Here is a 13,928-nt window from a genome sequence, read left to right as displayed (position 1 = left end):
ACGCCGCCGGATAAGTTATAAATGCCAACTAATTTGTAAACTCATTAGTTCACTCTTGCGAAAAAATGCAGCGATGCTAATGTGAGCGCTCCTAATCCAGAGTATTCTGATTTCGGGTCTCTTTTGCCGTCCTGGCAAGTTGGTTTGGCTTTATCAAGGAACTTGTAGTATGCGTAAAATCGCATTGTTCATTGCGATGCTTCTGATCCCGTGTGTCTCGTTTGCAGGGCTGCTTGGCAGCAACAGCTCAACCACACCGGTCAGCAAAGAATATAAACAGCAATTAATGGGATCACCGGTTTATATTCAGATCTTCAAGGAAGAACGCACGCTCGATCTATTTGTCAAAATGGGCGAGACATATCAACTGCTTGATAGCTACAAAATCTGTAACTATTCCGGTGGCCTCGGCCCGAAACAACGTCAGGGTGATTTTAAAAGTCCTGAAGGTTTCTACACCGTTCAGCGCAATCAGCTCAAACCCGACAGCCGCTTCTATAAAGCCATCAACATCGGCTTCCCGAACGCTTACGATCGGGCGCATGGTTACGAAGGTAAATACCTGATGATTCACGGTGCCTGCGTGTCCATTGGCTGCTACGCCATGACGGACAGCGGTATTGATGAGATTTTCCAGTTTGTGACCGGCGCGTTAGTCTTCGGCCAGTCGGGTGTTCAGGTCAGCATCTATCCGTTCCGCATGACCGATGCCAACATGGAGCGTCATAAGTACTCAACCTATGCGGATTTCTGGAAACAGCTGAAACCGGGTTACGACTACTTCCAGCAGACGCACAAACCGCCGACCGTCTCGGTCGCGGATGGTCGCTACATCGTCAGCAAACCGCTGAGTCATGAAGTCGTCCACCCGCAGCTGGCGTCAAACTACGCGGTTCCCGAGACAAAATAACGCCCACTCGCCTGGCATAATCTTTTGCCAGGTTTCATTCCCCGTCAGGGGCTGAGTGGCGATAACCGTGACCACATCGTCAGGTGTGGTTTCGGTTTGAAAATCAATTTCCACATCCTGATCCAGCAGCTTGGCCACACCAAAGGGCGCGCGTCGCGTGATCCAGAACAGATTGGTCGAGCAGAACGCCATCACGTAGCGCCCGTCCGACAGCAGCATATTAAACACGCCCTTCTCACGCAGCTCGCGGGCCAGCGTGCCGATGTATTTAAATACCGCCTCCATGTTGCCTGGCGTGCGCGGATAACGCTCCGTCAGCTTGTGCAGTAACCAGCAAAAGGCTTTCTCGCTGTCGGTTTCGCCCACCGGACGGAAATTCCCCGTCTCAAGCGATTTATACCCGGTCAGCTGCCCGTTATGGGCGTAGGTCCAGTTGCGGCCCCACAGCTCACGGGTAAACGGATGGGTATTTTCCAGCGCCACTTCGCCGCGGTTTGCCTGACGTATATGGGCGATCACCGAACGAGATTTTATCGGGTAATCCTGCACCAGGCGGGCAATAGGAGAGTTGAAGCTGGGTTGCGGATCTTTGAACGTGCGACAGCCTTTGCCTTCGTAGAAGGTAATGCCCCAGCCGTCTTTATGCGGCCCGGTTCCTCCACCGCGCTGCACCAGCCCGGTGAAACTAAAGCAGATATCGGTTGGCACATTGGCGCTCATCCCGAGCAATTCGCACATACTTCACCTCCACAACAGCGGGGGCAAAATGCCCCCAGCGAAGACTTACTTAACCATCTCTTTTTCGATCAGCTGGATCAGGATATGGATCACTTTGATGTGAATTTCCTGAATACGGTCAGCATAACCAAAATGCGGCACACGGATTTCGATATCCGAGGTTCCCGCCATTTTGCCGCCATCTTTGCCGGTCAGGGTGATGACTTTCATCCCCTTCTCACGCGCGGCTTCAATCGCTTTGATCACGTTGCCAGAGTTACCGGAGGTCGAGATGCCCAGCAGAACATCGCCTTCACGGCCTACCGCTTCAACGTAGCGCGAGAAAATATGATCGTAACCGAAGTCGTTACCCACGCAGGAGATGTGGCTCACGTCAGAAATCGCAATCGCCGGGTAGCCCGGACGGTTTTCGCGGTAGCGACCGGTCAGCTCTTCCGCGAAGTGCATGGCGTCGCAGTGGGAGCCGCCGTTACCGCAGGAAAGCACTTTGCCGCCAGCTTTGAAGCTGTCTGCCAGCAGAACCGCCGCACGCTGAATCGCGTGAATATTGGCTTCATCTTTCAGAAAGTTAGCCAGCGTTTCCGCAGCTTCGTTCAGTTCGTTACGAATAAGATCCTGGTACATGAGGATAATCCTTCAGTATTGATGAATAACAAACGGAGTGTACCGGATAGCAGTAAAACCGAGAAGCTAAAGCCATGCAAATCCTCCGGCGTTTTGATGATTCGTGCCTGCGAAAACCCGAACAATGTGAACCAGGTTGTAATTATTTTGTGAATGCATTGCTAAAAGAAATAACATCCACTACAACCATATCATCACAAGTGGTCAGACCTCCTACAAGCAAGGGAGCTTTTCTTTATGATGATTTTGAGCATTATCGCAACCGTTGTACTGCTCGGTGTGTTGTTCTATCACCGCGTAAGTTTAGTTCTGAGTAGCCTGATTCTGCTGGCGTGGACTGCCGCGCTTGGCCTCGCGGGTCTGTGGAATATCTGGCTTGTCCTGCCGCTGGCCATCATCCTGCTGCCGTTTAACGTCCCGGCGATGCGTAAGTCAATGATTTCTGCCCCGGTGTTCCGCGGTTTCCGTAAAGTGATGCCGCCGATGTCACGCACGGAAAAAGAAGCGATCGACGCGGGCACCACCTGGTGGGAAGGCGATCTGTTCCAGGGAAACCCGGACTGGAAAAAGCTGCATAACTACCCGCAGCCGCGCCTCACCGCCGAAGAGCAAGCCTTTATTGATGGGCCGGTAGAAGAAGCGTGCCGCATGGCCAACGACTTCGAAATCACCCATGAAATGGCCGATCTGCCTCCGGAACTGTGGGCGTACCTGAAAGAGCATCGCTTCTTCGCGATGATCATCAAGAAAGAGTACGGCGGCCTGGAGTTCTCCGCTTACGCTCAGGCTCGCGTGCTGCAAAAACTGGCTGGCGTGTCAGGAATTCTGGCGATCACCGTCGGCGTACCTAACTCGTTAGGCCCGGGCGAACTGCTGCAACACTACGGCACCGAAGAGCAAAAAGATCACTATCTGCCGCGCCTGGCGCGTGGTCAGGAAATCCCGTGCTTCGCGCTGACAAGCCCGGAAGCAGGTTCTGATGCCGGTGCGATCCCGGATACCGGCGTCGTCTGTATGGGCGAGTGGCAGGGCCAGCAGGTGCTGGGCATGCGCCTCACCTGGAACAAGCGCTACATTACGCTGGCACCTATCGCCACCGTCCTGGGCCTGGCGTTCAAACTCTCTGACCCGGACAGACTGCTGGGCGACGAGGAAGATCTGGGCATCACCTGTGCGCTGATCCCAACTTCTACCCCTGGCGTTGAAATTGGTCGTCGTCACTTCCCGCTGAACGTACCGTTCCAGAACGGCCCGACCCGCGGCCAGGATATCTTTGTGCCGATTGATTACATCATCGGCGGCCCGAAAATGGCCGGTCAGGGCTGGCGTATGCTGGTGGAATGTCTGTCGGTCGGTCGTGGCATTACCCTGCCGTCGAACTCTACCGGCGGCCTGAAATCCGTCGCGATGGGGATTGGCGCTTACGCCCATATCCGCCGTCAGTTCAAAATCTCCATCGGTAAGATGGAAGGGATCGAAGAGCCACTGGCGCGTATCGCAGGCAACGCCTACGTGATGGACGCGGCGGCCTCGCTGATCACTTACGGCATCATGCTCGGTGAAAAACCGGCCGTGCTGTCGGCTATCGTGAAGTATCACTGTACCCACCGCGCACAGCAGTCAATTATTGATGCGATGGATATTGCCGGCGGTAAAGGCATTATGCTCGGCGAAGGCAACTTCCTGGCGCGCGGCTATCAGGGCGCACCGATTGCCATTACCGTGGAAGGCGCAAACATTCTGACCCGTAGCATGATGATCTTCGGTCAGGGCGCGATTCGCTGCCATCCATACGTGCTGGAAGAGATGGCGGCGGCGCAAAACAACGACGTCGATGCGTTCGATAAACTGCTGTTCAAACACATCGGCCACGTAGGCAGCAACAAAATGCGCAGCTTCTGGCTGGGCCTGACGCGCGGTCTCACCAGCTCGACGCCAACGGGCGATGCGACCAAACGTTACTACCAGCATCTGAACCGCCTGAGTGCGAACCTGGCGCTGTTGTCAGATGTGTCGATGGCCGTCCTGGGCGGCAGCCTGAAGCGTCGCGAGCGTATCTCTGCGCGTCTGGGCGATGTCCTGAGCCAGGTGTTCCTCGCCTCTGCGGTACTTAAGCGTTACGACGATGAAGGCCGTCACGAAGCGGATCTGCCGCTGGTCCACTGGGGCGTGCAGGATGCCCTGTACCAGGCAGAGCAGGCGATTGACGATCTGCTGGCGAACTTCCCGAACCGCTTTGTGGCAGGCGCTCTGCGTGCGGTCATCTTCCCGACCGGTCGTCACCACCTGGCACCGTCCGATATCCTGGATCACAAAGTGGCGAAGATCCTGCAGGTGCCAAGCGCGACCCGCTCCCGTATCGGTCGTGGTCAGTACCTGAAACCGACGCCGCATAACCCGGTCGGTCTGCTGGAAGAGGCGCTGCTGGACGTGATGGCCGCCGATCCGATTCACCAGAAAATCTGTAAACAGCTGGGCAAAAACCTGCCGTTTACCCGCCTGGATGAACTGGCGAAACAGGCGCTGGCAGGTGGCATCATCGACCAGAATGAAGCCGCCGTGCTGGTGAAAGCAGAAGAGAGCCGTCTGCGCAGCATCAACGTGGATGATTTCGAGCACGACGAGCTGGCGACTAAGCCGGTAAAGCTGCCGGAGAAAGTCCGCAAACCTGAAGCGGCGTAAACGAAACGCTTCCACAAACCCCGCCGCGTGCGGGGTTTTTTATTGCCACATTTTCTCTTTTTCCCGTGCTACAGTGTCAAAAAGCCGTCTTTCGAGGAGTCCTGATTGTGCCTGGTCTGAAGATTACCCTTTTACAGCAACCCCTGGTGTGGATGGACGGTCCCGCCAACCTGCGCCATTTTGATCGCCAGCTCGAAGAGATCGCCGGACGCGACGTGATTGTCCTGCCGGAAATGTTCACTACCGGATTCGCCATGGAGGCGGCAAAGCAGTCCCTGCCGCAGGAGGAAGTGGTCGCCTGGATGCACAGCAAGGCGCAGCAAACCAACGCGCTCGTCGCCGGAAGCGCCGCGCTGCAGACCGAACGCGGCCCGGTGAACCGTTTCCTGCTGGTCGAGCCGGACGGCACGCTGCACTTCTACGACAAACGCCACCTGTTCCGCATGGCCGATGAGCATCATCACTACGAAGCCGGGAACGAGCGCGTGGTGTTTGAGTGGCGCGGCTGGCGCATTCTGCCGCTGGTCTGCTACGACCTGCGCTTCCCGGTCTGGTCCCGCAACCGCAACGATTACGATCTGGCGCTGTACGTCGCCAACTGGCCTGCCCCGCGCTCGCTGCACTGGCAGGCGCTGCTGGTGGCGCGCGCCATCGAGAATCAGGCGTACGTGGTGGGGTGTAACCGCGTGGGAACGGATGGCAACGGGCATCACTATCGCGGCGACAGCCGGGTGGTAAATCCGCAGGGGGAAATTATTGCGACCGCCGAGCCACATCAGGCGACGCGAATTGACGCGGAGCTGTCGTTGACGGCGTTGAAAGAGTACCGCGAGAAGTTTCCGGCGTGGCAGGATGCGGATCCGTTTAGCATTGGATGAAAAAAGCCGGGTGGCGGCTACGCCTTACCCGGCCTACGGTTCATGCACGGCTGATTAACTCACTAACGCCTGCCCGTCTTTGCGGCTTTCGGTCGCGGCAACGTAATGCCCTTCCGGCATACGATAGATCACCTGCGCACCGCCGAAGTTGTAATCCTGCAACGGATCTTCCACCACTATCTGATGCCCGCGTTCGCGCAGCGCTGCAATGGTGTTGCGATCAAACGTCGATTCGACGATCACTTCCCGGCCCTGCACCACGCGCCAGCGCGGGGCGTCGATCGCCGCCTGCGGGTTTTGCCCATGCAGCATAATGCGCAGCGCCATTTGCATGTGCCCCTGCGCCTGCATCGGCCCGCCCATCACGCCAAACGACATCAGCGGTTTGCCCTGCCCGTCCATCGCAAAGCCTGGAATGATCGTGTGGAACGGACGCTTACTGCCCGCCAGCGCATTCGGGTGTTTTGGATCCAGCACGAAGCCGCAGCCGCGGTTTTGCAGGCTGATCCCCGTATCCGGGACCACCACGCCTGAACCAAAGCCCATAAAGTTGGACTGAATAAAGGAGATCATCATTCCGCTGGAATCGGCAGCAGAGAGATACACCGTCCCGCTCTGCGTTGGCGCGCCGTAGGTGAAATCAGACGCCTTATCCTGGTCGATCAGCGCCGCGCGCGACTTCAGATAGCGATCGCTCAGCAGCTCTTTCGCCGCAAACTCCATATGCTCTTCGTCGGCGACGTAGCGGTCGAGATCCGCCAGCGCCAGTTTCATCGCTTCGATCGACAGATGCAGGGACTGCACAGAATCCGGATGATGTTTTTCGATCCCGCACTGCTCGAGAATGCCGAGCGCGATCAGCGTGGCGATCCCCTGCCCGTTTGGTGGCAGCTCCTGCACCGAACCGCCGGCGAAATCACGCGATAGCAATTCCACCCAGTCTACGCGATGGTTCGCCAGATCTTCTGCCGTCAGATGCGCGCCATGCTCTTTAGCAAAGGCGGCAATTTTCTGCGCCAGCTCGCCGCGATAGAAGGCTTCGCCGTTGGTTTTGGCAATCAGCTCCAGGGAGTTGGCCTGCGCCGGGTTACGGAAGATCTCCCCGATGCGCGGCGCGCGCCCTTCTGGCGCAAAGCAGGCGCTGAAGCCCGGCTGATCTTTCAGTTTGGTAAACCCGCGCTGCCACAGATGACCGATCAGCGGCGATACCGGGAAACCGTTGCGCGCGTATTCAATGGCTGGCTGCGCGAGGGTCGTCAGGGGTAGCGAGCCAAAACGCTCGGCCAGCGCCACCCAGCCGGAGACGGCGCCCGGTACGGTGACCGCGTCCCAGCCCAGCTCGGGCACGGCGGTTTGACCCGCATACAGATCCGCATGCCAGCTGGCAGGCGAACGGCCTGACGCGTTCAGACCGTGCAGCTTTTCTCCGTCCCAGATAATCGCAAAGGCGTCGCTGCCGATGCCGCAGCCCGTCGGCTCCACTACCGTGAGTGCCATCGCCGTGGCGATCGCGGCGTCAACGGCATTGCCGCCCAGCTGTAACATCCTCATCCCGGCCTGCGCCGCCAGCGGCTGCGAGGTGGCCACCGCGTTATGCCCCATCATTGGCGGGCGTCGTGAATCGTAACCGGTCGTAAAATCAAGCGCTTTGGTCATCATGACTCCTTAGTCGTGGCGCGGATCGAGCGCATCGCGCAGCCCGTCACCGAGTAAATTAAAGCCCTGTACCGCGAGGAAAATGGCGATACCGGGGAAAACAGACATCCATGGCGCCTGTTCCAGAAAACCTTTTGCCGTATTGAGCATCGAGCCCCAGGAAGGGTTCGGCGGCTGCTGGCCAAGACCGAGAAACGACAGGCTGGCCTCGGCGATAATGGCGGAGGCAATCGCCAGCGTGGCTTGTACCAGAATCGGTGACATCACGTTAGGCAGAACGTACTTCACGATGATCCAGCGGTCCGGCAGGCCAATCGCCTTCGCCCCGTCGATGTACTCTTCGTTGCGAATGGCAATCACCTGGCCGCGCGTCAGACGTGCGAAGATCGGCATCGCCGACAGCCCGATGGCGATCATCGCGTTGGTGAGACTTGGGCCTAAAAACGCCCCCAGCGCGATCGCCATGATCAGGAACGGGCAGGCCAGCAGCGCTTCGATAAAGCGCGAGATCACCCCGTCCCAAATCCCCTGAAAGTAACCGGCCACCAGCCCGAGCGGGACGCCAATCACCACGGCGATCACCACCGACATACACCCGGCCATCAGGGAGGTTCGTGCTCCCCAGACGATTCGCGAGAGAATGTCGCGCCCCAGCTCGTCGGTGCCAAACCAGTAGAGCTCTGACGGCGGCTTTCGCACCGCCAGGAAGTTGGCTTTCACCGGATCAAAGGGTGCCAGCCAGGGGGCGATCAGGGCTATCAATACAAAGATGCCGACAATCACCGCGCCGATGACCGCGCTTTTGTTGGCGAGAAATTTCTTCAGCACCCGGTTTTGCGCGCGCGGCAGCGCGGGTACCACGGTTTGGGTCGTCAGTTCTGCCATGATTAGCCTCGCATTTTCGGGTTGATGAGAACGTAGAGCACGTCCGCCAGCAGATTCAGCATCAGGAAGCCAATCGCGACGATCAGCACCACGCCCTGCACCACCGCGTAGTCACGGTTAAACACGGAATCGACGATCATTTTGCCAAAGCCCGGAATGGTGAAGACCTGTTCGGTCAGCACCGCGCCGCCCAGCAGTTCGCCAAACAGCAACGTCGTGAGTGTGATCACCGGCACCAGCGCGTTGCGAAACGCATGCTTGAGGATCACCGCTTTCGGCAGCAGCCCTTTTGCCCGCGCGGTGCGGATGTAATCGGCTTTCAGCACCGCGATCATCGAGGCGCGCGTGTGGCGCATCAGCGTGGCCGCCAGCCCGGTGCCAAGCACCGATGCAGGCAGCAGCAGCGTGCGCAGGTTTTGCAGCGGATCTTCGCTGAACGGCACGTAGCCCGAGGCGGGCAGCCACTGTAAGTTCACCGAGAAGACCAGAATCAGCAGGATCCCCAGCCAGAAGTGCGGTATCGAGATCCCGGAGATCGCCACAAAGTTAGCGCTGTGATCCACCCAGCTGTTTTTGTTCACCGCTGCGAGGATCCCCATGCTGATGCCAAACACCAGCGCGATGATCATCGCCAGCAGCGACAGCTCCATCGTCACCGGCAGTTTGCTGGCAATCAGCGACGTGACGGGCTCGTGAGTGCGTAAAGAGACACCGAGATCGCCCTGCAGCGCGCGCGTCAGCCAGTCAAAATATTGCACCGGCAGGGGCGCATCGAGATTCAGTTCCGCGCGCAGCTGAGCAATCACCGCCGGATCGCGCTCTTCACCCGCCATCGCAATCAGCGGGTCGCCGGGCAGCAATTTTTGCAGCCCGAAGACCATCATGCTCACCAGCAGTAAGGTCGGGATCGCCAGCAGCAGGCGTTTGCAAATCAGTTCCAGCATGGTTTCTCCTCACGCCCTCAGTTACTTAGCAAGCGACAAGCCCGCCAGACGCACGATGCCGTCCGGATACGGTTTGAAGCCCTGCACGCTCTTGTTCAGACCAAAAATGCGCGGCTCAAAGTAGAGATAAGCAATCGGCATATCGGTTTGCAGCTGCTTCACGACCTTGTCGTACAGCGGCTGGCGGGCGGCGGGATCGGTGCTCAGACGCGCCTGGGTCAGCCATTCGTCGACCTGCGCATTGCTGTAGCGACCGTCGTTGAGGTTGCCTTTGCTGTTGATGAAACCAAAGATGCTGCCATCCGGATCCGGACGTCCGGACCAGCCGGAGAAGCTCAGCTGATAGTCGCCGCTCTGCTGACGGTCGAGCAGCGTGGCGAATTCAGTCATCTGCAGATTGAGGTTAATGCCCGCTTCCGCCGTCATCGCCTGCAGCACCTGGCCAACCTGCTGTGAGGTTGGGTTGTTCGGCACCAGCAGATTGACGTTCAGCGGCCCGTTGATGCCCGCTTCTTTCAATAACGCTTTGGCTTTTTCTACATCGCGCGCCGGAACCGGGACGTTAACGTGATACGGGCTGACCGGAGAGAACGCCTGGTTTGCCGGGGTGTACAGACCTTCGAACACCACCTGGTTCAACGCCTCGCGGTCGATCGCAAGGGAGAAGGCTTCGCGCACGCGTGCGTCTTTGAACGGATCGTTTGCCGGGACTTTGCCGTTATTGATGTTGAAGGTGATGCCCTGATAGCCAAGGCCGGTGACTTTCGCCAGCGCCAGCTTGCTGTCCGCTTCAACGGTTTTCACGTCGCTGGCAGCGATGCCTTCTGTCAGATCCAGATCGCCCGCGCGCAGGTTAGCCAGGCGCACGGAGGCGTCCGGGATCGGCAGATAGATGATTTTGTCGAAATGGTAGGCGTCTTTGTTCCAGTAGTTGTCGAAACGACTCAGAACGATGCGGTCCTGAGAGACGCGGCTGTCAAATTTGTACGGACCGGAGCAGACCGGATGGGCGGCGAAATCCGGCTTTTTAGCCGCTTCCGGGGCCATCATCGCGCCCGCGCGGTCGGTGAGCTGCATCAGCAGCGCCGCATCCGGGGTTTTCAGGTGGATGTCGATTTGCGTCGGGCTTTTCACTTCCACCGACTCGACGGAGGAGATTTCACTTTTACGCAGCGAGCCTTTCAGCGTCAGAGCGCGTTCGAGGTTGTATTTTGCCGCTTCGGCATCGAATTTTTCGCCGTCGTGGAAAGTCACCCCTTCACGCAAATTCATGGTCAGGGTTTTGTTGTCGTCGCTCCAGGACCAGTCTTTTGCCAGGCCCGGCACGACTTTCAGATTTTCATCCACGTCCACCAGCCTGTCGCACAGGGAGGCAAAGACGAAACGCCCGTAATAGGTACGCGCCAGATGGGGATCGAGCATGTCCGGATCCGCGCCGAGGCCGATTCGCAGAACGCTTTCCGAGTGCGCGGGTAAGGCCGCGCCCAACAACATAACACTTCCCAGTACGGTCAAAAGAGAATTACGCATTGTCATTATCATGAGTTCCTTGCTGGAAGAGACGAGAGTGATGCCGCATGTTCAAACAGCGCGCGGCGGCGCAAAAAGGCGGCGGATGGCGGTGCTATCTGGATAACACTGCGATCGCGGTTGATCTCCTGCCAGCGATGGCATGAGACCTGACGTCCGCCGTCCAGAACCTGAGCAATGGGCTCGACCTGGCGGCATTCATCTGTGACGTACGGGCAGCGGGTGTGGAACCGGCATCCGGAGGGCGGATTCGCCGGATTCGGTAAGTCGCCCTGCAACAGCGGAGTTTCACGCTGCATGCCCGGCTGCATTTGCGGCGCAGAGGCAATCAGCGCCTGGGTGTACGGGTGCAGCGGTGCGTCAAAGATTTCATCTACGGTCGCCAGCTCGACAATCTGGCCGAGATACATCACCGCCACGCGGTCGCTCATGTGGCGGATCACCGCCAGGCCGTGAGCGACGATGACCATCGTCAGCCCCAACTGATGCTTCAGGCTTTCCAGCAGGTTCACCACCTGCGCCTGAACGGAAACGTCCAGCGCCGAAACCGGTTCATCGCCCAGCAAAAGCTTTGGCCCGGACGCTAAGGCGCGCGCGATGCCAATACGCTGACGCTGCCCGCCGGAAAATTCGTGCGGATAGCGCCCGGCCCAGGCGGCTGGCAGACCGACAGTTTTCAGCAGTTCCGCCACGCGATACTGGCGGTCGGCTTTTTTCATATTCTGGTGCAGCCAAAGGGGTTCACCGACGATCTGCTCCACGGTCATGCGCGGGTTGAGCGAGGCAAAGGGGTCCTGGAAGATAATCTGCAGCTCACGACGGAGCTGGTTCAGGCGCGAACCGGACGCGTGGGTGATCTCCTCGCCCTGATAAAATACGCGCCCTTCGCTGGCCGCCAGCAGGCGGAGCAGCAACCGCCCGAGGGTGGATTTCCCGGAACCAGACTCGCCGACGATCGCCAGGGTTTCTCCGGGCATGACGGCAAGTGACACCCGGTCGACCGCCGTAACAAAACGGGCGGGAGCAAAGAGCTTTTTCGGGCCGGGGAAGAGTTTGCTCAGGTCGCGAGCTTCAAGGATCGGGGTGGTCATGCGATTTCTCCCAGCGCAATGTGTTGCTCAAGCGGTACGCGGAAACAGGCCACCTGGTGGCCCGCACTCATGGTGTGAAGCTGCGGCTTTTCATCGTGGCAGCGCGTCTGGGCGAACGGACAGCGGGTGGCGAAACGGCAACCCTGCGGCATGGATTCTGGCAACGGGACGCTGCCGGGGATCGTCGACAGCTGGCCTTTACGCGCGCCGAGGGACGGGATAGATCCCATCAGGCCGATGGTGTAAGGATGCTGCGGATCGGCAAAAATACTCTCGACGCTACCCTGCTCCACCACCTGTCCGGCGTACATCACCGCCACCTGCTGGGCGACTTCCGCCACCACGCCCAGATCGTGGGTGATCATCAGCACGGCGGTGCCGGTTTCGGCTTTTAAGGTATTCAGCAACGTCAGGATTTGCGCCTGAATGGTGACGTCCAGCGCCGTGGTCGGTTCGTCGGCAATCAGCAGACGCGGGTGGTTGATGAGCGCCATCGCAATCATCACGCGCTGGCGCATCCCGCCGGAGAGCTGATGCGGGTAAGATTTGAGACGCATCTCCGGGGCCGGGATCTGCACTTTTTCCAGGATCTGCAGCGCCACCTTCATGGCCTCGGCTTTCGACATTTTCTGGTGGCGAATCACCGCTTCGCTAAGCTGATCGCCCAGGGTGAACGCCGGATTAAGAGACGTCATCGGCTCCTGAAAAATCATCGCCAGCTCGCTGCCGCGCAGATCGGCGTATTCCCGCGGAGAGAGCTTGCGCAGGTCGTGACGGCGAAACTGCATTTCCCCGCTGACGATTTGCGCGCTGGAGGGCAGCAGCCCCATCAGCGCCAGCGAGGTGATACTTTTTCCGCAGCCGGATTCGCCCACCAGCGCCAGCGTTTCACCGGATTTGACGGTCAGGGAGATGCCGTCGAGCACGCTCACCGGCGACCCGGCGAATTTCACATTCAGATTGTGCAGGCGAAGGACCGGCGCTGCCTCCTTAAAAGGGATCGTCGTCATAACAGGGAATCATCCTCAAGGTTGATGGCCTGAATCAGGGCAGTTTGCAGGGTGAGCAGGTGTTCGCGCATGGCGGCGGCTGCTTCATTGGGCTGACGATGGATAATCGCCGTCATGATTTTGTGGTGGTGGTCGTTGTAGCTGTCGACGCGCTCCGGCGTTCGCGCCAGCTCACGCAGATGCTGCCAGCCGGGTTCGCGCCGGACGGCATCAATGGCGTCGAACAAGCCCAGCATCAGTCGGTTGCCCGCGGCTTCGGCAATGGCGCGGTGAAAGGCGCTGTCCCACAGTTCATTAAGATCGCGGTCATCCGGGCTGACCTTATCGATGCGTTCCAGCATGCGCTGCATCAGCGCGAGGTTTTCCCTGGTGGCACGCAGTGCCGCAAGACGGGCTAAGCCGGGTTCGAGCTGCAGGCGGGCTTCCATCACTTCCAGCAGGTTGGTCTGTTGCACCAGCCCCTGAAGCGCCAGAGGTTCAACCGGTGCAGCGGGGCCAATAAAAGTGCCTTTCCCCTGCTTACGCCAGATGCGTCCCTCTTCTTCCAGCACGTCCAGCGCACGGCGGACTTCACGTCGCCCTACGCCGAGTGTTTCCGACAGCTCACGTTCCGTGGGCAGCGGAATGCCTGGTGTTGACTCGTGCTGATTAATTAGACCGCGCAGCTGCTCAAGCGCGGTGCTGGAATTAGCCAGAAACCGTGACGGTTTTTCCATATTGGTTCGCCTGCTCTCATCATTGCTTTATTTTTATTAACAATAAGTTATTGATATAGATAACGTCTTATTGCACATAGAGTTAAGCAATTCCTGAACCAATAAATCATTGGTTCAGGAACTTTCTGGAAAACGATAAGTAAGCTAATGATTCTTGAGAGATTCTTTTTACAAGATTGTTACAAGCAGAAATGCTTTAAAAGGAGGGAGAGACTAAATTTGCACAATATAAGTGCAACAAACGCACCAAAACTGAACAATTGT

General features: G+C 58.3%; 12 protein-coding genes. 3 read left to right on the top strand and 9 right to left on the bottom strand.

Features of this window, described 5'->3' with window-relative positions; translation table 11 throughout:
• Nucleotides 1-169: 169 nt before the first annotated feature.
• Nucleotides 170-910, top strand: a complete 741-nt coding sequence (gene dpaA, locus U9O48_RS04525; protein WP_282492752.1) for a peptidoglycan meso-diaminopimelic acid protein amidase — start codon at nucleotides 170-172, stop codon at nucleotides 908-910.
• Here the strand turns inward: dpaA and U9O48_RS04520 are convergent.
• Both U9O48_RS04520 and lpcA read right to left on the bottom strand, forming a co-directional pair.
• A complete protein-coding gene (locus U9O48_RS04520) occupies nucleotides 881-1,648 on the bottom strand; it encodes a class II glutamine amidotransferase (RefSeq protein WP_285154680.1) in 768 nt (255 codons plus the stop codon). The two genes, dpaA and U9O48_RS04520, sit on opposite strands and share 30 nt — an antisense overlap.
• Nucleotides 1,649-1,693: 45 nt before the next feature.
• Nucleotides 1,694-2,272: a D-sedoheptulose 7-phosphate isomerase gene (lpcA, locus tag U9O48_RS04515; RefSeq protein ID WP_282492754.1), complete on the bottom strand. Its 579-nt coding sequence runs from the start codon at nucleotides 2,270-2,272 to the stop codon at nucleotides 1,694-1,696.
• A 237-nt stretch (nucleotides 2,273-2,509) separates the two neighbouring features.
• Here lpcA and fadE point away from each other — a divergent pair, with 237 nt between their 5' ends.
• Complete coding sequence (fadE, locus tag U9O48_RS04510) at nucleotides 2,510-4,954, top strand: acyl-CoA dehydrogenase FadE (protein WP_285145332.1); 2,445 nt, start codon at nucleotides 2,510-2,512, stop codon at nucleotides 4,952-4,954.
• A 107-nt stretch (nucleotides 4,955-5,061) separates the two neighbouring features.
• On the top strand, nucleotides 5,062-5,832 hold the full coding sequence (locus tag U9O48_RS04505) for an amidohydrolase (protein ID WP_282492756.1): 771 nt from the start codon (nucleotides 5,062-5,064) through the stop codon (nucleotides 5,830-5,832).
• Between the two features lie 54 nt (nucleotides 5,833-5,886).
• On the opposite strand, the gene U9O48_RS04500 is transcribed toward U9O48_RS04505, so the two are convergent.
• Genes U9O48_RS04500 through U9O48_RS04470 form a run of 7 tightly spaced genes read right to left on the bottom strand, consistent with a single transcriptional unit; the run spans nucleotide 5,887 to nucleotide 13,664 of the window.
• A complete protein-coding gene (locus tag U9O48_RS04500; protein ID WP_324724377.1) occupies nucleotides 5,887-7,488 on the bottom strand; it encodes a gamma-glutamyltransferase family protein in 1,602 nt (533 codons plus the stop codon).
• A 9-nt stretch (nucleotides 7,489-7,497) separates the two neighbouring features.
• Nucleotides 7,498-8,373 carry an ABC transporter permease gene (locus U9O48_RS04495; protein WP_100777517.1) on the bottom strand — a complete coding sequence of 292 codons (876 nt, stop codon included), beginning with the start codon at nucleotides 8,371-8,373 and terminating at the stop codon, nucleotides 7,498-7,500.
• 2 nt (nucleotides 8,374-8,375) lie between these two features.
• The gene (locus U9O48_RS04490) at nucleotides 8,376-9,317 is read right to left on the bottom strand and encodes an ABC transporter permease (RefSeq protein WP_095280881.1); all 942 of its coding nucleotides are present in this window, start codon (nucleotides 9,315-9,317) and stop codon (nucleotides 8,376-8,378) included.
• Nucleotides 9,318-9,338: 21 nt separating this feature from the next.
• Nucleotides 9,339-10,853, bottom strand: coding sequence for an ABC transporter substrate-binding protein (locus U9O48_RS04485; RefSeq protein ID WP_324723626.1), 1,515 nt, complete (start codon nucleotides 10,851-10,853; stop codon nucleotides 9,339-9,341).
• 2 nt (nucleotides 10,854-10,855) lie between these two features.
• Complete coding sequence (locus U9O48_RS04480; RefSeq protein ID WP_324723624.1) at nucleotides 10,856-11,938, bottom strand: oligopeptide/dipeptide ABC transporter ATP-binding protein; 1,083 nt, start codon at nucleotides 11,936-11,938, stop codon at nucleotides 10,856-10,858.
• Nucleotides 11,935-12,948: an ABC transporter ATP-binding protein gene (locus tag U9O48_RS04475; RefSeq protein WP_285154679.1), complete on the bottom strand. Its 1,014-nt coding sequence runs from the start codon at nucleotides 12,946-12,948 to the stop codon at nucleotides 11,935-11,937. Before U9O48_RS04475 ends, U9O48_RS04480 begins: the two co-directional genes overlap by 4 nt.
• Complete coding sequence (locus U9O48_RS04470; protein WP_282492761.1) at nucleotides 12,945-13,664, bottom strand: FadR/GntR family transcriptional regulator; 720 nt, start codon at nucleotides 13,662-13,664, stop codon at nucleotides 12,945-12,947. The genes U9O48_RS04475 and U9O48_RS04470 overlap by 4 nt, the downstream gene beginning before the upstream one ends.
• Between the last annotated feature and the right edge of the window lie 264 nt (nucleotides 13,665-13,928).

It is taken from the genome of Lelliottia sp. JS-SCA-14 (assembly GCF_035593345.1).
Lineage (GTDB): Bacteria > Pseudomonadota > Gammaproteobacteria > Enterobacterales > Enterobacteriaceae > Enterobacter > Enterobacter wanjuensis.
Note: the sequence above shows the minus strand (reverse complement) of the source record. Positions and strands in the feature narration are given on the sequence as shown.